The sequence below is a fragment of the Neptuniibacter sp. QD48_11 genome (genome assembly GCF_047778095.1).
GTDB lineage: Bacteria > Pseudomonadota > Gammaproteobacteria > Pseudomonadales > Balneatricaceae > Neptuniibacter.
In genome coordinates this window covers 763,025-787,607 of the sequence record NZ_CP180551.1, presented here as the reverse complement: position 1 = coordinate 787,607, position 24,583 = coordinate 763,025, and the positions used below count along the sequence as shown (strand labels likewise).

Below are 24,583 nucleotides of genomic sequence, written 5' to 3'. Positions count from 1 at the left end.
ATCTAGCGATTAGCTCCAATAAGGAAACCTGATGTCTTCAACTGAATCAATAGCATGGAAAGACCTCCAATCCCATGCTTATTATATGTCTCAATCACATATAAGCACTCTATTCCTACAGGACTCTGATCGCTTCCAACACCTCACCTTTGAACAGAAAGATCTGCTCCTCGATTTATCTAAACAAAGAATCACAAGCGAGACCATATCTCTATTAATCAAACTCGCTGAGGAAAAACAGCTTTCCGAATGGATCACAAAACTATTCAAAGGCGATCATGTAAATGATTCGGAAGACAGACCAGCCTTGCACACAGCTCTGAGGTCTCCTGCCCATTACTCTCTAGACCTATCAGGAACAAATATCATTGATGAGGTCCATGACAATTTAGAAAGAATGGAGCAACTTGTAACTCGAATTCACTCAGGCCAGTGGCGCGGTTATACAGGGCATTCCATTGATACAGTGGTTAATATTGGCGTAGGGGGGTCGGACCTAGGCCCATTTATGGCATGTAAAGCCTTGTCAGAAAACACTCCAGACATAGCACGTAAAATAAAGGTCCATTTTGTATCCTCAATGGACGGCAGCCAGATGGCCGATCTACTCGACGAATTAAACCCAGCTAGAACGCTATTCATTATTTCGTCGAAATCATTTACTACGATAGATACCCTAGCCAATGCTCAAACAGCTAAAGAGTGGCTAAAGAAATCAAGCTACGCTGGCAGCGAAGAAACGCTTGTATCCCGTCATTTCATTGGTGTTTCAGCCAACCCCGATAAAGTCGTGGAATGGGGTATCCCTAAAAGCAATCAACTCGAATTTTGGGATTGGACTGGTGGACGCTATTCAATGTGGTCCACTATTGGACTGCCAATCGCATTAAAACTCGGTATGGCCGGATTCAAAGATCTACTTGCTGGTGCACATGAAATGGATGAACATTTCAAAACGGCACCACTAGACGTAAATCTACCCGTCCTTCTTGCTATGACAGGCATCTGGAACATCAATTTTCAGAACATAAACGCCCACGCCATCCTACCGTATGACGGTAGACTAAGTCATATTCCAGCCTATCTTGAGCAGCTTGAAATGGAGAGCAACGGTAAATCCGTTGATCGTCAGGGCAATGGCGTAAACTACAAGACCTGCCCTATCTTGTGGGGAGAAGTTGGAACAAATGCTCAGCACGCTTTTTATCAATTGCTTCACCAAGGCACAGAAGCAGTTATGTGTGATTTTATTGTTGCAGCGAGAAGGTATCATGACACTGACAATTCAGAACTCCAGCATCAACATCAGCTAAATTTAGCAAACTGCCTAGCCCAATCTAGAATTTTAGCGCTAGGTGATTCCGTTCTCGAAGGGGCAGAAACTGCCCCAGCCTATAAGCGCTACAAAGGTAACCAGCCATGCACAACAATCATGCTGGATGAACTTACGCCATTTTCGTTTGGGCAGCTGATAGCACTATACGAACATAAAGTTTTTGTGCAATCGGTTATCTGGAATATTAATCCGTTTGATCAATGGGGTGTGGAGCTAGGCAAGAAAGTAGCTACGTCTCTACTAAGCGCCTTCGATACAAACAACGAAACACCTAAATTCGACAGTTCAACCGACGGCTTAATAAACAGAATTGCAGCTAAAGGAGAAGCTAAATGAAGATTACCATTTGGGGTAACGAACTCCTTGCATGGACTGCAGCCGCGGCACTAGCTGAAAGCGGCAACCATATTCTCTTAGTCACCAATGAACATGAAGCGCCTAACGAGCAAGATCTGGAGTTCAAGGTTAGCAATGAGCCAGGACTTGAACAGTTAATTCTGGATGCTCAATCTAATGGCCGACTCATCATTGGATCAAGAGGTGAAGGCATAGAGCATGCATCAAACCATATTTTGGCATTAAACCCTGACCAGTTTAAAACTGCCGAACGTCTTATCAGTCGTATCAGTCAGCATCATTCATCAAACGCATTGATCATCAACCAATCCAATTTTGGTGTTGGCAGCTCAGACAAATTGCAAAGTCAGTTAGACGAAAATAACAATCAGGTTATTTGCTATATACCTGACATGCTATCCGAAGGCTCAGCCCTACAGGATTACAAATGGCCACAAACCATCATCTTAGGCTGTACTAACGACTGGGCTATACTCAATATCAAAGCCCTCATGCGGCCATTTAGCCAAGCCGTCAAACAATGGATGATCATGTCGTCTAAAGAGGCTGAATTCACAAAGTTTGCCAATACAGGGATGCTTGCGCTGCGGCTCGGCTATATAAACGAATTAGCAAACTTAGCCGATCAGCTAGAGGTTGATATTGAGGTTATTCGAGAAGCAATGATCACAGACCCACGTATTGGGCCACACTATCTTCACCCAGGCTGTGGTTTCGGTGGCCTGCATTTTCAACAGTATATTGAAGCACTGTCAGAATTAATGACGGAAGCAAGAAACTCAAAACTGCTGGATACAGTACTAATTGAGAACGAAAAGCAAAAAGAGCAGCCATTCCGAAAATTATGGCGCCACTACTCTTGTGACCTTAGAGACAAAACAGTAACCATTTGGGGGCTTTCATTTAAATCAGGTACCGCCAGTATCGATAATGCTCCCAGCTTAAAAGTTATCGGTACATTGCTCGCGCAAGGCTGTAAGGTCCAGATGCACGACCCTGAAGCGATGAACAATATTCTTGAGCATTTCGGCGAACAAGAACAACTTCAGTACTTTGAGAACAGCTATGAAGCCCTTAGAGACAGCGATGGTCTTTTATTACTAACAGATTGGCCTGAATACTGGTCCCCTGACTACAACGAGATCTTAAGCTCAATGAGTCATCCTCTAATCATTGATGGCAGAAACATTTTTGATAAAAAGATGCTAGAGAACCTTGGCTTCACCTACTATGGCGTCGGACGCTAGATCTCACCTACTACCAATATCTATGAGTAAGAGCAACCTGCCGCGAACAACTTATCCTGACCTAGAGATTAATATCGCCACGCAACTATTTAAAACTGAGAAAACAATTGAACAACACTTTTATCCAAAAATATAAGACTATGATCTGGGTAATTTTCCTTCTAGCCTTAGCTGCACTGGCCTATAGTATATTCCGCCCTTCGCCACCTGAAAGGATCTTTGAAAATTCAGATAAGGCAGGACACTTCATAGCATTCTTTAGTGTTTCATTTATGGGAAGGCTAGCTCTATACAAGATCTCTAGCTGGATCTACTGGAGCAGCTGGTTTTTACTGGCAGGGCTGCTTGAGTACCTTCAAGGCGCTCTTCAACCATCACGCCACTTTTCTATTGAAGACGCGTATGCAAATGCGGTAGGCGTAGTTATTGCGATTATAGTTTGCTTTGTAGCGTCGAAGATTTCTCGGAAAACTAAAGAGCAGTAATCACCACAAAAATTTACTCAACAAGCAAGATAGTTCGATGTGGGAGCGACGCCCCATCGCGATTGTTTCAGTGTTTCGCCGCGAGCACCCAGGGCACAAAGGCACACCTCCTACCAAAAGGCCACCTAAGAGCATCGCAACTATGCCCATGAGGTAACCCTAAGCTAAAAACAGACCTTATTCACTTACACCTAACATGAAACAAGATATCAATTACTGTGCCCAAAAAGCCTACAGCGACTCCCCTCTAAGCCCACCTGCTCTAACTGATAAGAAGCATCAGCCTTCATAATAATATGCATGGAAAAATCGCCTATGGTTTGATTAACTGAATGCTCAAGCGTTTGATTAACAGGTATAGGAATTAACTCCCCACTTCGGGATTTTGCTACCAATTCTGCATTACAATTAACCTTAATACTGCTTAATTGAGCTGCTTTATGAAATTTGTACTGCAGACGTAGATCTGCACCCCTGCATTAATTCAGCCCTCATTATTTTTTCACAGGCTAAATCAGCAGCCACCATATCTATTCTAAGTTCTTCAGGGAGTGCCTGCTCCATGACTTTACGCTCCTCTTTTAAAAACGAGCTATGCATAAAACCATCAGTCTTACCTATTAGCTTCTCTTTACCTATAAGATAAATTCGAGTCCAATCCGCTTTTTCTTCTAATTTAATAACCAGATGCCCTTTATTGAGCATCAGCATACTTCTGCCTTGCAACCCAGGTTGTTCAGGTACTCTTACTCTATCGTTAGTTACAACCAAATACTCAACAGCAAAGACAGAAGTCGAAAAAAACAGAAGAAAAGCTGAAAAATATCTATACACGCTTAAAACCTACCCATTGGTTTAAAAATCAAAGTAATTGTATCCACGCATATCAAGGACGCAAAGAACTAAAGAGTTTAAACCATCCGAACAAAGGCAAAAAAACAACACCTTAGCAAGGCAAATCAAATTAGGAATTTTTCTTATATATTTACGCTAATTCTGAACTTAATATGTTTACCAGCAGAGTGGTCAAGGAAGATCTAGGCCTTCAAGGATGAAGGCATCTGCTATTTGATCAGGGAAGATAAGGAGCCGACAAGGATGTCGGTACCCTTCCCCCCTTCGGGGGGCAAATACCTGCTAAAGGTCCCCCAATTATTATCCATTCACCCAGACAGCATTCCATTGAGAATAATTACCAATTTTTGACGCTATACCAGCTCTTAGCGGATTCAATACCCCATACCTAGCAAGATTAACTAATCCCTCATCCTTTATTAGTGCATGATCATAAAAGCCATCTTACCAAATCGCCTCACTCCCATTGTGCTCAAACTTTCTGTTAGTATATCTAGAATAAATAGATTTAACCCGCTGCACCGTTTTACTCAGCGAAGCATCTCCCTGTTGAAGAAGCTAAAGGACATGATCTGGCATCACAACAAAGCAAAACGTCTTAGCTTATTCAATTTCACGTTTGAATACTTTCACCATTAATCTAGTATCATCAAATTCGGTGAAAATCACTCTGCGCTTGCAAGTAACAAAAGTAACTAAATAGATTCGACCAGTTTCAGAATACCGGCCTTTTCGTAGTCTTGATGAATTCCCTTTCATCCCCTCCTCCTCTTTCTTTCGCCGCGAGACACACCTACTACTAATTACTCCCAGTGGGAGCTATACCCCGTCGCGCTCAATACTCAATCCTTCAAAATTCTATTCACCGCGAGCTCCCAGGACATAATGGAGCGCTTCCTACAAATCCCCCCTGTGGGAGCGACGCCCCCTCGCGATTAAAACTCCCTTACCCCTCAGGCACCCAAACCTTAGAATCAGGAAAAATCTCTAATAACTTACCTTTTAATACTTCCTTAGCTTTTCATGCCCACGAACAATACGTATTTCAGAAGGCACCTTCCCCATACCAGAGACGAAATTAACCAGATCCTGCTGATCCGCATGGCCGGTATAGCCACTGATGGTATAAACCCCTGCTTTACTATCAATTCTCCGATTATCCAGAACAACATAGCCACCCTGAGGCCCATACTTCTGAATATCCCTGCCCGGCGTACCTTTAGCCTGATAGCCAACAAACAACACATCAGTTTTCGGATCAGGCAGCAAAGCTTTTAGGGAGTTGACTATCGGCCCACCAGAACACATATCACTGGCGGCAATGACAATGACAGGCCTACCCAAGCTTTTAAGTACTCAAGCAGCCGCTGATAATCTTCATGACTATCAATAGTAATCAACTGCTCAAAAGATAGCGGATGCAAACCAGACTCCACCCGCATTGAAGCCTCCCCATCCCACAAACCCTTTAGCTCACGATAATGCTCTGTAAATTACTCAGCCAGTGGAGAATCAACAATGACATCTAAACTATCCCAATCACCACCCACCTCATGGGTAATAGACTCAAGCTCATATAGCAATTATTGGGTGCGCCCTTTAATGAATGCACGAATTAAAACCCTACCGGCATTACTTAGACCATTTTCTGTCACTCCTCTTAAGCGTGTGCTTCTATCCTGTCTAGACTCATGCGCTTTATCCCCATAAGTACTTTCAAGAACTAACACGTCAACGGTTTCCGGAGACTTTGGCGGTGGTAATAAAGGAGAGTGAGAAGCCCCAAGACCACCAGAAAACACAACTCGCTCAGTAGAAAGCTCAGCCTCAATAAAAGCAGAGCCCAAAATATGACCTGCAACCTGAAAACGAAGACCTTCAGCATTAAAGCCGGAATCTGAACCCATTCGTTATACTCTACAGGCACAATCAGAGATCTAAGTAGACCCAACACCTGTTCTATTAGCCGCTTATCCCGAGTAAAACCGACTTTTAGAGCATTTCCTATCACAAGAGGAAGTAATTTCGCAGTAGCAAAGGTCGCAAAAATAGGTTTATTAAAGCCAGCGGCTAAAAGGTAAAGCAATCAGCCCACATGATCGATCTGACAATGAGTAATAACAAGGGCTTAAATCCTATCTATTGGAAATTCAATGCACTGGAAATGTTCAGCTTCAGAATTAAGCTCATCCCCTTGGAATAATCCACATTCAATTAGGATAGAGCTTTCTTCATTATAAAATAACTGGTGACAGGAACCGGGTACACCCTTAACCGCTCCATGATGAGTAATTTTTGCCATTTAACATCCTTGTTATTAGTGTTTGTAGGAGAAGTTCTTTCTTTTACCTTTAGGGATCAGTCTTTAAGAAATATCTCTCCAAACTATATCTTAATCACGCCCATAAAGATCATCAAAGCGCTCGATATCATCTTCACCAAGATATGAACCTGATTGAACCTCAATAATCACAAGCTCTTCCGCAGTTGGGTTTTTGAGGGAATGGATCTCTCCAATAGGGATGTAAGTGGATTCATTCTCCCTGACAAGGAAAGATGATTCACCTTTTAAAACCTCAGCACAGCCTTTAACCACAATCCAATGCTCTGCTCTTTGGCTATGTTTTTGCAACGAAAGTGATGCACCAGGCGACACTGTAATTTGCTTTACCTGATAACCCTCACCTATACCGATCAGATCATACTTACCCCAGGGGCGGTATACCTCACGATGATGAAGATACTCAGATCGGTTTTCCGCTTCTAGCCGCTGAACGATATTTTTAACATCCTGAACATTATTTTTATCAGCGATAAGCACAGCATCCTGAGTTTCTACCAGAACCAAACCCTCTACCCCGACTGCTGAAATAAGCCTACCTGAAGAGTAAAGTAAGCTGTTTTTAACGCCATGCAGCAATACATCACCCTGCACTGCATTACCTGCCTCATCCTTTTCAGCAACCTCCCAAAGAGAGTTCCAGGTCCCCAAATCAGACCAACTTGAATGATAAGGAATAACAACAGCAGCCTCATTGGAGTTTTTACACAAAGGCTCCATCAGGGCATGGTCAATAGATATAGAAGGGATTTGCTCGAAAGCGGAAGGCGAAACTCTGATAAAATCGCTATCCACTTTTAAACCTTCAAATGCCTCAACAGCCTTTAAATACACATAAGGTGCATGCTTTCTCAACTGAGCCAGGTAGGTAGCAGGGGTAAGAATATAGATACCACTATTCCAATAGAAATGACCTGTTCGAACATAAGCTTCAGCCGTAATTTGATCAGGCTTTTCTGAAAACTTCTCAATCCACAACACATCTGAGGAACCAAAAACCGGCTTACCGGCCTTGATGTATCCATACCCAGTTTCTGGCCGGGTTGGTGTAACCCCTAGGGTCACAATTAAACCATCTCTAGCATAGCCTTCTGCCGTTTTAATTGCCTCATGAAACAGATTAATATCTTCAATAAGATGATCAGACGGCATAACCACCATAGCTTCACTTTCTAGACCATCGGCAGTAGCAAGCAAAGCAGCAATAGCAATAGCTGGAGCAGTATTTCTACCTACAGGTTCCAGAAGAATTTTTCCATTGACGTCAGAGCAACGCTTTTGTTCAGCCACTAAGAAACGATGCTCCTCGTTAGCTACAAAATAACAATGATAAGATTTTGTAGAGCGCTCGATAGTGGAACCGAGGAGGGAGCTTTCTGAAAATAGATTCAGAAACTGTTTAGGATATTGAGAACGTGAAAGCGGCCATAGCCTTGCACCGCTACCACCGCATAGTATGACTGAGATCATCAACAAGCACGTCTAAATCAAAACAGTTTAGCATGGAAACAAGTACTGCTGTATTTACTCGTAACCATTAGGGTTTTGGGACTGCCAGCGCCATGTATCAGCCATCATCTCATCCAGTGTTCTCGTTGCTGCCCAGCCCAGCTCTCTCTCAGCTTTACTTGTATCGGCCCAGAAAGCGGGAAGATCCCCCTTCCGCCTAGGCGCAAAGCAATAAGGTACATCAACACCTGTAACATTCTTGAACGCGTTAACCATCTCCAATACGGAAAGGCCCTTGCCCGTACCAAGGTTGTATATGTGTACGCCAGTTCTACTAAGGCACTGCATAGCTCCGAGGTGCCCATCAGCAAGATCCATCACATGGAGATAGTCTCGTTCACAGGTCCCATCGTTAGTTGGATAATCATTGCCGAAAATAGATAACTCTTCACGCTTACCCACAGCAACCTGGCTAATAAAAGGCATCAAGTTATTTGGGATACCCTTTGGATCTTCACCTATCAAACCCGAAGGGTGAGAGCCTATTGGATTGAAGTATCTGAGTAAGGCAATAGACCATTCAGGATCAGAAACAGAGAGATCTTCAAGAATCTGCTCTACCATAGCTTTGGAAGTACCATAGGGATTAGAGGTACTACCACGGGGCATAGATTCCATATAAGGGATCAGGGCATCTTCACCATAAACTGTAGCAGATGAACTGAATATCAGTTTCTTTACCCCAGCCTCTTGCATCGCATCACACAAAACCAATGTTCCATGGACATTGTTATGGTAATACTCAATCGGCTTTTCTACGCTTTCACCAACCGCTTTAAACCCCGCAAAGTGGATAACAGAGTCAATGATATAATCAGAGAATAGTTGATCTAAACATTCTCTATCGCAGATATCGCCTTCGATAAACACAGGCTTACTATCTGTGATTTCCTCTATTCGCTTAAACACCTCTACACTACTGTTGCAAAGATTATCAAGGGCTACAACATCTCGACCTGCCTCTAACAGCTGAATAACAGTGTGAGAACCGATATAACCTGCACCGCCTGTCACTAAGATTGCCATTGATTAGCTCCGAATTTCTCTTTTAATAACAGCCATGCGAATTTAGAATTAGTAATCAAATAACGCTTCCACATACGTCTTGGTTCTTGAATAACTCGGTATAGCCATTCCAACCCAGACTTTTGCATCCATAAAGGAGCTCGTTGCACCTTCCCTGCAACAACATCGAAAATACCACCAACACCCATTACGAAATCGACACCTAATTGACCTCTCCATTTATTAATGAAATTTTCTTTATTAGGAGAGGTAATTGCGAAAAATAGAAGTTTGGCACCTGAATCTTTGATGAGCTTGACGAGTGATACCTCATCATCCCAAAAATCACCATGGTGCGTGCCAACAATAACTAAATGAGGATGCGTTTTCTGCATACATTTAGCTGTTTCTTCAACTATTTCCTGCTTAGCACCAAGGTAAAAGACCGATAATGACTCTATCTCAGCCATCCTATTGAGCTGATGAAAAAGGCCAACCCCAGCCATACGTTCAGAAACATCGTGTCCAAGAAACCTTGTCCCACAAACAACCCCCATTCCGTCGATATAGATAATATCGCACTCTGTTACAGATTTTGCCAACTCAGCATCCGAACGCATATTAACGACTTTAGCCACATTAACCACTGTGTGCTGAGTGAATTCACCGTTGTGTAATCGCTTAGATATAAGATCTACTGTCTCAGACATAGATGAGGCAGCCATTGGGGAGCCTAGAAAAACAAATCGCTGCATTAAAAGCACCTTATTAATTAAATAAATGAACGATATGGAGCCCTAAACTATTAATTACGATATAAGCAACATAAAATTAAAATAAATACTAGAAGATAATCTATCGAACACATAAGAAACTGAAAACTCACTTACACTTTCAGAACACTGTTTACGATCAAAGGAATCATTATTCAACACTAAATTCACTTAGCTACTGAAGTTTTTAGAATTCCAATCATCAACTATTCTTCCATTAAAATCATCCTGGGCAAATCTTGACGGCTCTCCAGTTCTAGTAGTAACAACAGGAATCCCAACTTTTAAAACCTCAAGCAGAGCAACAGACATTCCTTCAACAAAACTAGTGGATATATAAACATCTAACACAGATAGCATTTTAGGCAAAACATCATGACTAATGGCGCCAAGAAAAATAACATTACCAGAGCTGACTTCTTTAGATAATGCTGCCTTGGCAGACTCTGCTTGAGAGCCGGTACCTTTTATACCGCCTTCCCTGAGCATAGAACTGAGGCTATTGGTCGTGGTTCCACAATGACTATTGAATTAATTACGGAATTCGAGGTAATAGGCACCTTAACACTGCTCACGATCGGCAGCTTAGGTGCAGGGCTATATGCACAGTACAAACGTAAAAATTAAGGTATTACGTGGTAAAGCCTTTGGATCTTCGATGTCGATACTGGCCATGATGATCCATTCCACCGTGGACTTTAATCTGCAGATACCTACAAATGCTCTGACTTTTATAGTTGTATTGGCTTTAGCTTGGATAGCTTTGAATAAAACGAGCCGCAGGAAAGAAAAAGGCGCCTCCTAAACAAAAGAGCCTTATAACATTTTTTATCGCGACGCTTAATTACTTAGAAATTTTATATACCAAGGCATCACCTCAGCAATACCTGTGTTAATTCGGTATTGTGGCTCATAACCCAGTTTCGTTTGCGCTTTTGAAATATCTGCTTGTGAATGTCTAACATCACCCACACGAAAATCTCTATATGTAGGCTCCGATTGAACATTGAAACCGTTTTGATTCAGAGCTGAAGCAATTGCAGTATAAAGATAATTTAATGTGGTTCGATCTCCAACCGCAACATTATAAACCTCATCTTTCGCATCATCAGAAGCTGTTGCTGCTAGTAAGTTCATTTGCACTGTATTTTCGATATAACAGAAATCTCGACTGGTTTCTCCGTCACCATTAATAAAAACCTCTTCATTTTGAATCATCGCAGAAGTCCACTTTGGGATAACAGCTGCATAAGCTCCATTGGGGTTTTGACGTTTGCCAAATACATTAAAATAACGCAGACCTATGGCTTTAAAGCCATAAGTTCGAGCATAAACGCTAGCATACAATTCATTAACATATTTAGTTACTGCATAAGGTGAAAGAGGATTACCAATATTCTCCTCTACTTTAGGCAGAGCTGGGTGATCTCCGTATGTAGAGCTGCTCGCCGCATATGTAAAACTTTTAACCTGAGCCTCTTTACTTGCATTTAGCATATTAAGAAAACCGGTTATATTGGCACTATTAGTTGTTAGAGGATCAGCAATAGAGCGCGGCACCGACCCTAAAGCAGCCTGATGCAAAACATAATCAACCCCTTCCATAACTTTGAGGCAAGTACCAGGATCCCTGATATCACCTTCATGGAAACTAAATCCTGCCCATTGATCTTCATCAACCAGTCCTTGTACCTCATCAAGGTTAGCCTGGAAACCAGTAGCAAAATTATCTAACCCAATAACTCGTTGATTCAGTTTTAAAAGCGATTCTAATAAATTTGAGCCAATAAACCCTGCAACCCCTGTTATTAACCAAACCTTAGGGGAATCTAAAAGCTCTGCTCTAAGATTTTCATATCTGTTCGTCATCTTATGTTCAATCCTATAAACCAAATTTCCTCATACTACAAACGCATATCCACCTGTTCTTTATTAAGCAGGTATTTCAAATCATAAAGTACGTGGTTTTCTTTGCCATACTTCCTGATTGCTTCAGCACCCTGGTCCTTAAACTCTTGATGAGCTACCGCCATAATAATCGCATCATAGTGATTAGCTGGAACTTCACTAATCAACTCTAAACCATATTCATGCTGAGCTTCTACCGCTGAACACCAAGGATCAACCACATCGACATTGACGTTGTACTCTTTCAATTCTGAGACGACATCAATAACTTTGGTATTTCTCAAATCAGGGCAGTTTTCTTTGAAAGTTAATCCCATAACTAAAACGTTTGCCCCTTCAACATGAATACGCTGTTTCAGCATCTTTTTAACTAGCTGGGATACAACATATTCACCCATCCCATCGTTGAGACGGCGCCCCGCCAGAATCATCTCTGGATGGTAACCTACACTCTGTGCTTTATGGGTAAGATAGTAAGGGTCGACACCAATACAGTGACCGCCCACCAGTCCTGGACGGAATGGCAAGAAGTTCCATTTAGTTCCAGCAGCTTCCAAGACTTCTAAAGTATCAATACCAAGGCGATTAAAAATGATAGAAAGCTCATTAATCAAGGCAATATTTACATCACGCTGAGTATTTTCTATTACTTTGGCAGCTTCAGCTACTTTGATTGAGGATGCTTTATGCGTTCCTGCAGTAATAATAGATTTATATAGCTGATCAACCATCTCAGCAACTTCTTCCGTTGAACCGCTTGTGACTTTAAGAATATTAGTTACACGGTGTTCTTTATCACCAGGGTTAATTCGTTCAGGGGAATAACCAGCAAAAAAACCTTCGTTAAACTTAAGACCTGAAACACGTTCGACAACTGGTATACAATCATCTTCTGTAGCACCAGGATAGACAGTCGATTCGTAGACAATAATATCGCCTTTCGAAATAACATCTCCTAGCATTTCGCTGGCTTTAATTAGAGGTGTTAAGTCAGGTGTTTTATGGTCGTTAATAGGAGTAGGAACCGTCACGATATAGAAATTACATGACTTAAGCTTCTCTTTATTAGCTGTATAAACTAGTTTTGAAGCAGATAGCAGTTCATCTCTTTCTACTTCAAGCGTCAAATCATTTCCATTGATAAGTTCATTAATTCGATCTTGATCTATATCAAAGCCAATAGTTTCGTATTTTTTCCCGAATTCAACAGCTAAAGGAAGACCTACATACCCAAGCCCAATAATTCCAATTTTGACATCCGACATTCTGACTTTTCCTTTAAAGCTTTATCTAACGAAACAATGATAAGATGCCGCGCATTATATACCCTAAATCCAAAAGGGACACTTCCCTAACCTCTTCTAGTTGCACTATCTCCTAACCAATAAAAACAAACAATTACTTCATGCGAAATATATCCCATGTAATCAAACTTAGCTTTAACATATTGGCTGGACCAAGCAAACACAAACGGAGAAGGACTCAATCTTCAGAATTTTTGATGATAGCTTGATGAAACGTTCACCTAACGATTTACAGAACAGTCATTTACAAAATAGGCCAATGTATAAAATTGCTTCTAAAGCAGGTAATTAAGAAAGGGCACTGTTGATACCCTCGATATCGTAAACATATGGAATAGATATTAATATTTTGCGTTTATACTACGCCGCAACCAAGACAATCTAAGTGTCAGAAGTGTTATAACCCTCTAATGATGGATAAGTGACTCACCATCTACTTTTCTAACGCTCTCTACTCTGGCGGTACTGTTGGTTGTTCACCGGATTCATCTACTAGTGCCCTTGAACTATTTTAGTTTTTTCGTTTGTGAAAAGATAATGGTTTAAAGGAACATTTTTTGAGTTTGCGCTCATAGCAAGAAGCATAACAGTACCTCCTGGAGGCATGATTTTTCTGCAGGTGATTGCTGCACTAACCTAACAGAAAACGGCCGCAAATTTTTTATTGCCCTGCACTAGCGCTTACCAAAGCTGCTACCCTCTACCAAATAAGGGTAAGATAAGCAGTGAAGATCCATCTCTTTACCTTCAATAGCTAATTGTTACCTTTGAACACTGCGGCCTCGACCAATACCGTAATATTCCAGTCCATGACGCTCAACTGTTTCAGGCTCGTACATATTACGGCCATCAATGATGACAGGGTTGTTCAACGAATCTTTTATTAGGTCAAAATCTGGCGACCAGAATGCACGCCATTCTGTACAGATAACCAATAGATCAGCCCCTTGCAAAGCACTCTCTTTAGTTCCGACTAACTCAAGATCTGCACGATGACCATAGATTCGCTGTGTTTCCTCCATTGCTTCTGGATCGTAGGCTCTAACTTTAGCACCTTGACCCCACAACGCCTCCATCAAAACCCTGCTGGTAGCTTCGCGCATATCATTAGTTTTTGGCTTAAATGAAAGCCCCCAAACCGCAATAGTTTTGCCCTGTAAATCACCATCAAAATAGTTATTCAAATGCTTAAACAAAAGCGATTTCTGACGATAGTTCACTGCCTCAACAGATTTTAGAAGCTGCGCATCATACTCAATACTGTCTGCTATTCTAACGAGCGCTTGCACGTCTTTTGGGAAACATGAACCACCATATCCACAGCCTGCATAGATAAAGTGGTACCCGATACGTTCATCTGAACCAATACCCCGGCGTACATTTTCAATATCAGCCCCCAGACGCTCAGCTAGATTGGAAATCTCATTCATAAAACTGATTTTAGTAGCTAGCATGCAATTAGCTGCGTACTTGGTTAGCTCTGCACTACGTACATCCATAAAGATCATACGATCATGGTTACGGTTAAATGCGGAATAAAGCTCGCGCATCTCTGATTCAACATGATTGCTATCTGTGCCTATAACTATCCGATCAGGTCGCATGCAGTCATTTACTGCTGCACCTTCTTTCAGAAACTCGGGATTAGAGGCGACGTGACAATCAAGCGTTTTGTTTCGAGAGCTCAACACTGATAAAACTTTGGCAGAGACTTTGTCTGCAGTCCCCACTGGCACTGTAGACTTATCCACAATAATCTTCGGTGACTCCATATAGGTAGCAATCGTTTCTGCAACGGCTAACACATATTTAAGATCCGCTGAGCCATCTTCATCTGGTGGCGTTCCTACAGCAATAAACTGTATTTCAGCATGGGCGACGCCTTCTGCTGCATCTGTAGTAAAACGCAAACGCCCTGCTTCATGGTTGATTTGAACAATAGTTGTTAGACCAGGCTCATAAATAGGGATTAGGCCTTTATTTAAATCATCCACCTTCTTCTGATCGACATCGACACAGACTACTTCATGCCCTACATCGGCCAGAACTGCAGCCTGAACCAGACCTACATATCCAATACCAAAAACAGTAACTTTCATGCTCTTCTCACTTTTTCAACGAATGAGAAGACTCTAGGACCTGTTTGCTAAAAACTTATTTCGAAGAGATGACTGATTAGTGACAACAATACAGGCATAAAAAACGGCGACCTCCTGCACAAAGTCGCCGTTTGTTTTTTTCACTCTAAAAAGTCGCCTCCGAAGAGGCGCGAGCCAAGAGAGTGGAAAACTTGCTTATTAGAGTACTAGGCGACGGATGTCGCTTAGCAAGCCATTTAGGTAGGTTAGGAACTTACCTGCATCACCACCGTTGATCGCGCGGTGATCGTAAGATAGGCATAAAGGCAACATCTTACGTGGCTCGAACTCTTTACCATTCCAGCGCGGTTCGATATCTGCTTTAGACACACCCAAAATCGCTACTTCTGGTGCATTAACAATTGGCGTAAAGCCAGTACCACCAATGCCACCTAGACTAGAGATTGTGAAGCATGCACCCTGCATTTCGTCAGGTTTAAGCTTACGGTCTTTAGCTTTACCCGCCAACTCGATCGCTTCCTTAGAAAGCTCGTAGATACTCTTCTTATCTGCATCCTTAATTACAGGAACCATCAGACCGTTAGGCGTATCTACAGCCATACCGATGTTTACATACTTCTTGTAAACAATGTGCTCGCCATCAGCATGCAAAGAAGCATTGAACTTCGGATGCTCTTTCAGTGCGATAGCAATCGCTTTTAGCATAAACGGCAGCGGTGTTAGCTTAACGCCAGACTTCGCAGCTTCGTCTTTCATCTCTTTACGGAACGCTTCCAGATCAGTGATATCAGCCTTATCAAACTGAGTCACATGCGGAATGTTCAACCAGCAGCGGCTCATGTTGTCGCGTGTAACTTTAGCAATTTTGCTAAGCTTCTCGACTTCCACTTCACCAAACTTGCTGAAATCTACCTCAGGGATTGCCGGAATACCTGAACCACCCGTTACTGCACCGCCTTTTGGCGCTTCAGCTAGCTGTTTCAGAGCACTTTTAACATATGCCTGAACATCTTCTTTTAAGATTCTTCCACGACGACCAGTGCCGGATACAAGAGACAGATCAACACCGAATTCACGGGCAACTGCACGAACAGCAGGGCCAGCATGAACCGTTTTGTTTTTCTTCTCTAGCGCAGCAAGATCAACCTTACCTGCAGCAGGCGCAGGCTTAGCCGGGGCTGGGGCTGGAGCCGCAGGGGCAGATGCCGCAGGAGCTGGTGCAGCAGCAGGAGCCGCAGGTGCTGGTGCAGTACCACCTGAAACTTCAAGTTCTAGCAGCAGATCACCTTCGTTTACCGTATCGCCTTCATTGATCTTCATGGAAACAACCGTACCCGCTTTAGGTGCTGGTACTTCCATAGATGCTTTATCGGTTTCTAGTACGATTAGGCTATCGCCTTCTTCAACGCTGTCGCCGTCTTTTACCAATACTTCAACAACATCTACATCGCTCGCACCCGATAGATCAGGGATAAGCACGTTCTCTTTACCACCTGCAACAGGTGCTGGCGCAGGCGCAGCTTCCTGAGCTGGTGCTGGAGCCGCAGCAGGTGCAGTTTCAGCTGGAGCAGCCGCACCTCCTACACTCAGTTCCATCAAAAGATCACCTTCGTTAACTTGATCATCAACGTTGACCTTCATAGAAATCACAACACCATCTTTAGGCGCTGGCACTTCCATAGATGCTTTATCTGTTTCCAGTACGATCAGGCTATCGCCTTCAGATACTGTATCACCGTCTTTTACTAGTACTTCAACAACATCTACATCAGTTGCACCAGACAGATCCGGGATCAGTACATTTTCAACGGCAGAAGCGGCTGCAGGTGCAGCAACTGGAGCCGGTGCAGCCTCTGGTGCAGCAGCCGGCGCAGGCGCTTCTTCTGCGGCTGGAGCTGCAGATGCCGCAGCACCTGTATCTAGCTCAAGCAGAAGATCACCTTCGTTTACTTGGTCATCAACATTGACCTTCATGGAAACAACCACACCGCTATGAGTCGCTGGCACTTCCATGGATGCTTTATCTGTTTCCAGAACAATCAGGCTATCGCCTTCGTTGATGGTGTCGCCGTCATTTACCAGCACTTCAACAACATCAACATCTGTGGAACCTGATAGGTCTGGCACAGTAATTGTGATAATACTCACTTTGAATTCCTCCAGTTCTAAGCTGTTAAGAAGCTCATCGCAGACTTAAACAGTCCACGGTGCCGGTTTAGCCGGGTTGATGTTGAACTTCTGCATGGCTTTAGCGACAACTTCGCCTTCAACCTTGCCTTCTTCCTGGAGTGCTCTTAGCGCAGCCAGAACAACGTAGTAACGGTTAACTTCAAAGAATTCACGCAACTTAGTACGTGTATCAGAGCGACCGTAGCCATCTGTACCTAGTACCTTGAAGTTACGAGGAATGTATTCGCGTAGCTGATCAGCATAAGAGCGCATGTAGTCAGTCGATGCGATAACCGGACCTTCACCACGGCTTTCGATGCACTGAGTTACGTATGCTTTCTTCTGCTCAGCTTCTGGGTTCAGCATGTTCTCACGAGCTACTGACATCGCATCACGACGAAGTTCGTTGATCGATGTTGTGCTCCAGATATCAGACTCAACACCAAACTCTTCGCTTAGAATTTCAGCCGCAGCTTCAACTTCACGAAGGATCGTGCCACAGCCCATTAGCTGAACTTTCTTATCGGAATCTTTACCCTCTTTCAGCAAGTACATACCTTTAATGATGCCTTCTTCAGCACCTTGTGGCATTGCTGGGTGGTGGTAGTTTTCGTTCATTGTCGTGATGTAGTAGAAGCAGTTTTCCTGATCCTGATACATGCGACGTAGACCGTCCTGAACAATCACGGCTAGCTCGTAGCCATAGGTTGGATCGTAGGACTTACAGTTCGGAATCATCTGAGCCATCAGATGGCTGTGACCATCTTGGTGCTGCAGACCTTCACCGTTTAGCGTTGTACGACCAGAAGTCGCACCGATCAGGAAGCCACGAGCCTGCATATCACCTGCAGCCCACGCCAAATCCATCACACGCTGGAAACCGAACATAGAGTAGTAAATGTAGAACGGAACCATTGTGCAGTTGTTGTTTGCATAGGATGTAGCGGCAGCCATCCATGCAGACATCGCACCCGCTTCGTTAATACCTTCTTCTAGAATCTGACCTGTTTTAGATTCTTTATAGAACATGATCTGGTCAGAATCGTGTGGTACATAGCGCTGACCTTCAGAAGTGTAGATACCCAACTGACGGAACATACCTTCCATACCGAACGTACGTGCTTCATCAGGTACGATTGGCACAACACGCTCACCCATGTTTTTGTTTTTAACCAGCGTGCTCATCACACGGTTAAGCACCATCTGGGTAGAGGCTGCGCGCTTACCACTGTCTTTCAACTGACCGTCAAAATCAGACAATGGCGGCGTTTCTAGTTTTTCGAACTCTGTGCGACGCACTGGGTAGAAACCACCCAAGCTTTCGCGGCGTTCGAACATGTATTTCATTTCTGGTGAATCTGGTGCCGGACGGTAGTAAGGCACGTCCTTCAACTGATCATCAGACAGTGGGATGTTAAAGCGATCACGGAAATCTTTAAGATCGTCCATCGCCACTTTCTTCATCGAGTGCGTGTCGTTCTTCGCTTCGCCCGATTTACCCGTACCGTAGCCTTTTACAGTCTGTGCAAGGATTACAGTTGGCTGACCTTTGTGATTTACCGCTTCGTTGTATGCAGCAAATACTTTGTAAGGATCGTGGCCACCACGGTTCAGATTCATAATGTCGTCGTCAGACAGATCTGAAACCATCTCAAGTAGCTCTGGGTACTTACCGAAGAAGTGCTCACGAGTGTACGCACCACCATTAGCCTTGTAGTTTTGCAACTCACCGTCACAAACTTCGTCAAAGCGTTTTTGAAGAAGACCTTTAGTGTCTTTTTCGAACAGGGCGTCCCAATGACGACCCCATAGACATTTGATAACGTTCCAACCAGCGCCGCGGAAAATACCTTCTAGCTCTTGAACAATCTTGCCGTTACCACGAACAGGACCATCAAGACGCTGTAGGTTACAGTTAACTACGAAGATCAGGTTTTCAAGCTGCTCACGACCCGCAAGAGAGATAGCACCTAGAGATTCTGGCTCATCACACTCACCGTCACCTAGGAAAGCCCATACCTTACGATCACCACGATTAATCAATTCACGTGCTGAAAGGTAACGCATTACGTGAGCTTGATAGATCGCCTGAATTGGGCCAAGACCCATAGATACGGTTGGGAACTGCCAGAAATCAGGCATCAACCAAGGGTGTGGGTAAGATGAAAGACCGTTGCCATCAACTTCACGACGGTAGTTATCCATCTGTTCTTCAGTTAAACGCCCCTCTAGGTAAGCACGAGAGTAGATACCTGGAGAGATATGGCCTTGGAAGAAGACCATGTCAGATTCCTGACCGCCTTCGTTACCGCGGAAGAAGTAGTTAAAACCAATATCGTATAGCGTTGCAGAAGAGGAGAAAGATGAAATGTGGCCACCTAGACCATCTTCGTTGTCGTTAGCACGCATAACCATTGCCATTGCGTTCCAACGAATGAAAGAACGAATACGGCGCTCCATAAACAGGTCGCCCGGCATACGTGATTCATCTTTAACAGAAATAGTATTGCGATAAGGTGTAGTCAGTGCCGTACCTGAGCTTACGCCCATATCATTGGCTTTTTCACCTAACTTACGCAGTATGTATTTGGCACGATCGTCGCCATCATTCTTTGCAACTGATTCCAGCGCATCCAACCACTCTTGGGTTTCAATTGGATCAACGTCATCAATAATGTCTTGCACTTTGACCTCTCCACTCTAAAAAGTTAACGCAGCATGTATTTTTTGTAATCTGATCTTTGTTAACCAAACCAACTTGTTACATTAAAAGTAGCAGCTGAATGACTAAACAGACCTTATAATATTAGTTTTGTAGTAATACTACATTTATTTTAGTACTTATGTCTATATTTATACCTAAAAAGATGTATAAATCGCTTTATACATACCTTATATGTAGTTTATATACAGAAAATAAATACGGTTATATGTTTGCTCGGCGTAGCGCACGCTCTAAACGTGTATTTTCACGCTCACCTTCCAACAACGCCTCTTCGACATAAGCCAGATGATGATGAGCTGCCTGACGCGCCTTTTCAGGATCACCTTCTAAAATCGCATCCATCAGCACTTTATGCTGATCATGGATCTTTTCGCGGTAATCTGAGTTCGGGTAGATGTTTTTAAGGTTGTCCCAAATATGTTCGCGCAGCAGATTGAAGAGTGCTCGCATCATATGCAGAAGAACCATGTTGTGAGTTGAGGCTGCGATTGCCAAGTGGAAGTCCACATCAGCATACACCTCTTTCTGAATGTCTTTAGTATCGTGATAGCGCTGAAGATCATCGTAACACTTCAAGATCGCCTCTTTATCCGCAGGTGTACTTCGAAGTGCAGCATAATAGGCGGCCACACCTTCCAAAGCGTGACGAAACTCCAACAGATCATATTGAGCTTCGGGATGCGTTCTAAACAACTCAAGCAGTGGATCAGAGAAGGAGCCACCCAAATCTTCAGAGACATAAGTACCACCGCCCTGACGACTGATTAGCAACCCCTTAGCCGCCAATTTTTGAACTGCTTCTCTAAGTGAAGGCCTAGATACTTCAAACTGCTTTGCAAGTTCGCGCTCAGGTGGTAGTTTTTGTCCTGGCTTTAACGTCCCTTCCAAAATCATGGCTTCCATCTGCTCCATGATTACGTCAGAAATCTTTGGCTGTTTAACCCGGTTGTAACTCATCTTCTGCACTCAAATTATATTGGTAAGACCAATATTAATAGTAATTTATTCTACATTAGCAACACAATAGCCCAAGCGGAATAATTTTTTTCACCGTATTTATACTATCCACAAACCCTGTGTAATAGCTGACTATGAAATAGATTTAACCAATGTTATAAATCTAGACTATAGTCATTTAGCAACAAAAAAATATTGACAGACCCTGCTCAAAAAAAATACAGTAGCATATCTCTTATGGTAAATTGGTATTACCAATTGAGATTACTGCAGCGCAGCAGAGGTCTTATCATCCCAATACCCTCTCCTCCTGCATCTCAATACTAAATATAAAAAATGAATCTCTTAGAGGATGTGACATGAAAAAGTTCGCCAAGTCTCTGATCTCTGCAGCTGTTGTTACTGCTGCTATTGCAGGTACGACAGCTCCAGCTCAAGCTGCTGACAAACTACTTCTAAAAACTCCAATTGCTTTCGGTTCTCACCTACCAGCGCTAGGCACTCCAATCGTTTGGGTTGCTGATCAGCTTAAGCTTGTAAGTGACGGCAAAATGAAAATGAAAATTTACGAGCCAGGCAAATTGGTTAGCCCTAAAGAGATTCTGGACGCAGTTTCTACTGGTAAAGTTAACTCTGGTTACTCTACTGCTGGTTACTGGCAGGGTAAAATGCCTGCGGCTGCACTGTTCTCTGCAGTTCCATTCGGCCCAGAAGCTGGTGAGTACATGGCGTGGTTGTACTACGGTAACGGTATGAGCCTTTACCAAGAAATGTATGACAATGCAGGTTACAACGTAAAAGTTCTTCCTTGCGCAATCATCTCTCCTGAAACATCTGGCTGGTTCTCTAAGCCAATCGAAAAACCAGAAGACCTAAAAGGTCTTAACATGCGTTTCTTCGGTCTAGGTGCTGACGTAATGGAAAAATTGGGCGTAGGCACAGTTCAACTTCCAGGCGGCGAAATCTTCGGTGCACTTGAGAAAGGTGCAATCGACGCATCTGAATTCTCTCAGCCAGCAATCGACCAGCGTCTAGGCTTCCACAAGATCGTTAAGTACAACTACTTCCCAGGCTGGCACCAGCAGGCGACAGTCTTCGAACTACTGATCAACAAAGACACTTGGGGCAAGATGAGCAAAGGCCAGAAGGCACTTGTTGAAACAACTTGTAAAGCGTCTATGACTAACGCAATCGCTGAAGGTGAAGCGATGCAGTTCCCTGTAATGGAAAAAGCGCAAGAGAATGGCGTTCAGATCCGTTACTGGAACGAAACAATGCTAAGCACTTTCAAATCTACTTGGGATGAAGTAGTTGCAGAGAAAACTGCTGCGGATCCTTTCTTCAAGAAAGTATGGGATGACATGAGCACATTCCGTAAAGGTTACGACCTTTGGGAAGCTAACGCATTCCTACCGCGCGCAACTAAGTAAGACGACAATCTTCGGAAGGTGCCCAGCCCTCCGAAGAACAACAGGGCAGCTTCGGCTGCCCTGTTTGCCTATACAAAGGCGACCTATAACAATAAATAATTAGATTTTTGAGTGAGCACTACTCGGCAAAGAATCTAATAAGAAGTAGCGAAGGTAAGTTTCAGTGACTGAAAATGAAAAGCTGACCCCCGTGCCCCTCGCAGATGCGATTGATAATTTTATTAAACGCATCGGTCTCACTATCGCTTGGACCTATGTTGTTCTTGTATTAGTGATTATGCTGCAGGTCATTTTGCGCAAAGGATTTGCTAGCGGCTTAATTGCCCTAGAAGAACTGCAATGGCACCTATATTCCATTGGCGTAATGTTTGGTCTTTCTTATGCCCAAACCACAAATTCACATATTCGCGTAGACCTGTTCTATTCCCGCCTAAGGGCGAACACTAAGCGCTGGATCGAAGTTATTAGTATCCCAACAATGGTTCTACCATTCGTTGCAATCATCTTTATGCAAAGTATCGATTTCGTTGCTGAATCCTATCGAGTAAACGAAGGCTCAGAAGCCGCTTCCGGCCTGCCGTATCGCTGGATCATTAAAGGTGTTATTCCCGTAAGTTTTGGCCTACTAGCATTAGCACTTATCTCTCGTTTTATTCGTGATTTGACTCTAATTATTAAAGGTGATGGCTGATGGATGCGAATGAAGTTCTCGTAATCGCGATGTTCCTGTCGTTCATCGCGCTTCTATTTACAGGTATACCTGTCGCTTGGGTATTAGGCGGCATTGGTATCATTTTTGCCTTTTTAGGGCAATTTACAGACACATACATGGATACCATGACGGGTCTGGACTACACCACACTTGGGCTTGTAGTTAACCGTCTATGGACCATCATGGAAAACTGGATTCTTGTAGCCCTCCCCATGTTCATATTTATGGGGATCATGCTCGATAAATCTGGCGTTGCAGAACGCTTGATGAAATCGATGCAGGAGCTATTTGGTCGTGTTCACGGCGGTCTTGCTATTACAGTGACAGCGATTGGTATTATCCTAGCTGCGTCTACCGGTATCATCGGTGCATCCGTTGTACTACTGGCAGTTATGTCACTACCAGCGATGACTAAGCAGGGCTATAACATGCCACTTGCGCTAGGTACGATCGCTTCTGCAGGCACGCTAGGCATTCTAATCCCACCAAGCATCATGCTGGTTATCATGGCTGACCAATTAGGTCTGTCAGTTGGTGACCTATTTATGGGCGCTGTATTCCCAGGCCTAATGCTTGGCGCGTTTTACATTATCTACATTCTTGCTCGTGGCTTTATCAACCCAAGTCACATGCCGATCCCGGATGATGCAAAACCTGTTGATCTAAAGATCTTCTTTAATGTCCTTAAAGATGTTCTACCGACACTGCTTCTTATCATTGTCGTACTTGGTTCTATCTTTGCGGGTATTGCAACGCCGACCGAAGCCGCTGGCGTAGGTGCATTTGGTGCAACACTTCTGGCGATGTACAACAAGAAGTTTAGCTTCAAAGTACTACATGAAGTTGTTGGCGGCACAATGAACACAACTGCCTACATCTTCGCGATATTCATTGGTGCAACATGTTTCGCTCTTGTTCTTCGTGAACTAGGTGGCGACGAGATGATCGAAGAGTTTCTAACAGGCCTTCCATTTGGCCCTTATGGAATCATCTTCTTCATCCTAGCGGTTATTTTCCTACTAGGTTTCTTCCTAGATTGGATCGAGATCACGCTAATCATCTTGCCGCTATTGGCACCTGTAATTTCGGCCCTCGGCTTAGATATTACAGCTCCGGGGATCGATAACCCTGAATTGGTTTGGTTCGTCATGCTTGTCGCCATGGCCTTGCAGACCTCGTTCTTAACGCCCCCCGTCGGGTTTGCCCTCTTCTATCTGAAAGGGGTATGCCCACCAAACGTTAAGATCACTGATATTTATAAAGGTGTAATTCCTTTCATTATTCTTCAGTTAGCTGCGCTACTGGTACTAGTATTCTGGCCTCAGATCGTTCTTTGGCTACCAACTATCGCCTACAGTTAAGATAACTGAA

Annotated in this window: 19 protein-coding genes; 5 read left to right on the top strand and 14 right to left on the bottom strand. The window is 43.4% G+C overall.

Annotated elements, in window-relative coordinates:
• Positions 1-31: 31 nt before the first annotated feature.
• Both pgi and ACMXYU_RS03455 read left to right on the top strand, forming a co-directional pair.
• Entirely contained in the window at positions 32-1,672 is a 1,641-nt protein-coding gene (gene pgi, locus ACMXYU_RS03460) for a glucose-6-phosphate isomerase (protein WP_415900199.1), read from the top strand.
• Complete coding sequence (locus ACMXYU_RS03455; protein WP_415900198.1) at positions 1,669-2,940, top strand: nucleotide sugar dehydrogenase; 1,272 nt, start codon at positions 1,669-1,671, stop codon at positions 2,938-2,940. The genes pgi and ACMXYU_RS03455 overlap by 4 nt, the downstream gene beginning before the upstream one ends.
• A 923-nt stretch (positions 2,941-3,863) precedes the next feature.
• On the opposite strand, the gene ACMXYU_RS03450 is transcribed toward ACMXYU_RS03455, so the two are convergent.
• From ACMXYU_RS03450 to pdhR, 14 genes are all read right to left on the bottom strand, one after another.
• Positions 3,864-4,259, bottom strand: coding sequence for a hypothetical protein (locus tag ACMXYU_RS03450; RefSeq protein WP_415900197.1), 396 nt, complete (start codon positions 4,257-4,259; stop codon positions 3,864-3,866).
• A 1,023-nt stretch (positions 4,260-5,282) separates the two neighbouring features.
• The gene (locus tag ACMXYU_RS03445; protein WP_415900196.1) at positions 5,283-5,624 is read right to left on the bottom strand and encodes an MBL fold metallo-hydrolase RNA specificity domain-containing protein; all 342 of its coding nucleotides are present in this window, start codon (positions 5,622-5,624) and stop codon (positions 5,283-5,285) included.
• Positions 5,625-5,863: 239 nt separating this feature from the next.
• Positions 5,864-6,187, bottom strand: coding sequence for a hypothetical protein (locus tag ACMXYU_RS03440; protein WP_415900195.1), 324 nt, complete (start codon positions 6,185-6,187; stop codon positions 5,864-5,866).
• A 221-nt stretch (positions 6,188-6,408) separates the two neighbouring features.
• Entirely contained in the window at positions 6,409-6,582 is a 174-nt protein-coding gene (locus ACMXYU_RS03435; protein ID WP_415900194.1) for a hypothetical protein, read from the bottom strand.
• Positions 6,583-6,672: 90 nt separating this feature from the next.
• On the bottom strand, positions 6,673-8,091 hold the full coding sequence (locus ACMXYU_RS03430) for a mannose-1-phosphate guanylyltransferase/mannose-6-phosphate isomerase (RefSeq protein WP_415900193.1): 1,419 nt from the start codon (positions 8,089-8,091) through the stop codon (positions 6,673-6,675).
• Between the two features lie 54 nt (positions 8,092-8,145).
• On the bottom strand, positions 8,146-9,156 hold the full coding sequence (gene galE, locus ACMXYU_RS03425) for a UDP-glucose 4-epimerase GalE (RefSeq protein WP_415900192.1): 1,011 nt from the start codon (positions 9,154-9,156) through the stop codon (positions 8,146-8,148).
• Positions 9,144-9,890 (bottom strand): WecB/TagA/CpsF family glycosyltransferase, encoded by a 747-nt coding sequence (locus ACMXYU_RS03420; protein WP_415900191.1) that lies wholly within the window; start codon positions 9,888-9,890, stop codon positions 9,144-9,146. Before ACMXYU_RS03420 ends, galE begins: the two co-directional genes overlap by 13 nt.
• 189 nt (positions 9,891-10,079) lie before the next feature.
• On the bottom strand, positions 10,080-10,397 hold the full coding sequence (locus tag ACMXYU_RS03415) for a glycosyltransferase (RefSeq protein ID WP_415900190.1): 318 nt from the start codon (positions 10,395-10,397) through the stop codon (positions 10,080-10,082).
• Positions 10,398-10,748: 351 nt separating this feature from the next.
• Complete coding sequence (locus ACMXYU_RS03410; protein WP_415900189.1) at positions 10,749-11,777, bottom strand: NAD-dependent epimerase/dehydratase family protein; 1,029 nt, start codon at positions 11,775-11,777, stop codon at positions 10,749-10,751.
• 35 nt (positions 11,778-11,812) lie between these two features.
• Complete coding sequence (gene tviB, locus ACMXYU_RS03405; protein WP_415900188.1) at positions 11,813-13,081, bottom strand: Vi polysaccharide biosynthesis UDP-N-acetylglucosamine C-6 dehydrogenase TviB; 1,269 nt, start codon at positions 13,079-13,081, stop codon at positions 11,813-11,815.
• A gap of 800 nt (positions 13,082-13,881) precedes the next feature.
• A complete protein-coding gene (locus ACMXYU_RS03400) occupies positions 13,882-15,219 on the bottom strand; it encodes a UDP-glucose dehydrogenase family protein (RefSeq protein ID WP_415900187.1) in 1,338 nt (445 codons plus the stop codon).
• 198 nt (positions 15,220-15,417) lie between these two features.
• Positions 15,418-17,367, bottom strand: a complete 1,950-nt coding sequence (gene aceF / locus ACMXYU_RS03395; protein ID WP_415900186.1) for a dihydrolipoyllysine-residue acetyltransferase — start codon at positions 17,365-17,367, stop codon at positions 15,418-15,420.
• Positions 17,368-17,412: 45 nt separating this feature from the next.
• Positions 17,413-20,073, bottom strand: coding sequence for a pyruvate dehydrogenase (acetyl-transferring), homodimeric type (gene aceE / locus ACMXYU_RS03390; RefSeq protein WP_415900185.1), 2,661 nt, complete (start codon positions 20,071-20,073; stop codon positions 17,413-17,415).
• 241 nt (positions 20,074-20,314) lie between these two features.
• Positions 20,315-21,070, bottom strand: a complete 756-nt coding sequence (gene pdhR / locus ACMXYU_RS03385; protein ID WP_415883585.1) for a pyruvate dehydrogenase complex transcriptional repressor PdhR — start codon at positions 21,068-21,070, stop codon at positions 20,315-20,317.
• A gap of 359 nt (positions 21,071-21,429) precedes the next feature.
• On the opposite strand from pdhR, the gene ACMXYU_RS03380 reads away from it, so the two are divergent.
• The 3 genes from ACMXYU_RS03380 to ACMXYU_RS03370 all read left to right on the top strand — a co-directional run bounded on the left by ACMXYU_RS03380 (position 21,430) and on the right by ACMXYU_RS03370 (position 24,573).
• Complete coding sequence (locus ACMXYU_RS03380; RefSeq protein WP_415900184.1) at positions 21,430-22,500, top strand: TRAP transporter substrate-binding protein; 1,071 nt, start codon at positions 21,430-21,432, stop codon at positions 22,498-22,500.
• Positions 22,501-22,663: 163 nt separating this feature from the next.
• Positions 22,664-23,191, top strand: coding sequence for a TRAP transporter small permease subunit (locus ACMXYU_RS03375; protein WP_415900183.1), 528 nt, complete (start codon positions 22,664-22,666; stop codon positions 23,189-23,191).
• A complete protein-coding gene (locus ACMXYU_RS03370; protein WP_415883582.1) occupies positions 23,191-24,573 on the top strand; it encodes a TRAP transporter large permease in 1,383 nt (460 codons plus the stop codon). The genes ACMXYU_RS03375 and ACMXYU_RS03370 overlap by 1 nt, the downstream gene beginning before the upstream one ends.
• Positions 24,574-24,583 lie beyond the last annotated feature (10 nt).

Excerpts from the sequence above, each read along its gene's own strand:
- ACMXYU_RS03415 (WP_415900190.1), bottom strand. The coding sequence starts at position 10,397 with ATGCTCAGGGAAGGCGGTATAAAAGGTACCGGCTCTCAAGCAGAGTCT.
- ACMXYU_RS03435 (WP_415900194.1), bottom strand. The coding sequence starts at position 6,582 with ATGGCAAAAATTACTCATCATGGAGCGGTTAAGGGTGTACCCGGTTCC.
- pgi (WP_415900199.1), top strand. The coding sequence starts at position 32 with ATGTCTTCAACTGAATCAATAGCATGGAAAGACCTCCAATCCCATGCT.
- galE (WP_415900192.1), bottom strand. The coding sequence starts at position 9,156 with ATGGCAATCTTAGTGACAGGCGGTGCAGGTTATATCGGTTCTCACACT.
- ACMXYU_RS03410 (WP_415900189.1), bottom strand. The coding sequence starts at position 11,777 with ATGACGAACAGATATGAAAATCTTAGAGCAGAGCTTTTAGATTCCCCT.
- ACMXYU_RS03455 (WP_415900198.1), top strand. The coding sequence starts at position 1,669 with ATGAAGATTACCATTTGGGGTAACGAACTCCTTGCATGGACTGCAGCC.
- pdhR (WP_415883585.1), bottom strand. The coding sequence starts at position 21,070 with ATGAGTTACAACCGGGTTAAACAGCCAAAGATTTCTGACGTAATCATG.
- ACMXYU_RS03430 (WP_415900193.1), bottom strand. The coding sequence starts at position 8,091 with ATGATCTCAGTCATACTATGCGGTGGTAGCGGTGCAAGGCTATGGCCG.
- ACMXYU_RS03380 (WP_415900184.1), top strand. The coding sequence starts at position 21,430 with ATGAAAAAGTTCGCCAAGTCTCTGATCTCTGCAGCTGTTGTTACTGCT.
- ACMXYU_RS03420 (WP_415900191.1), bottom strand. The coding sequence starts at position 9,890 with ATGCAGCGATTTGTTTTTCTAGGCTCCCCAATGGCTGCCTCATCTATG.
- ACMXYU_RS03370 (WP_415883582.1), top strand. The coding sequence starts at position 23,191 with ATGGATGCGAATGAAGTTCTCGTAATCGCGATGTTCCTGTCGTTCATC.
- tviB (WP_415900188.1), bottom strand. The coding sequence starts at position 13,081 with ATGTCGGATGTCAAAATTGGAATTATTGGGCTTGGGTATGTAGGTCTT.
- ACMXYU_RS03440 (WP_415900195.1), bottom strand. The coding sequence starts at position 6,187 with ATGGGTTCAGATTCCGGCTTTAATGCTGAAGGTCTTCGTTTTCAGGTT.
- ACMXYU_RS03400 (WP_415900187.1), bottom strand. The coding sequence starts at position 15,219 with ATGAAAGTTACTGTTTTTGGTATTGGATATGTAGGTCTGGTTCAGGCT.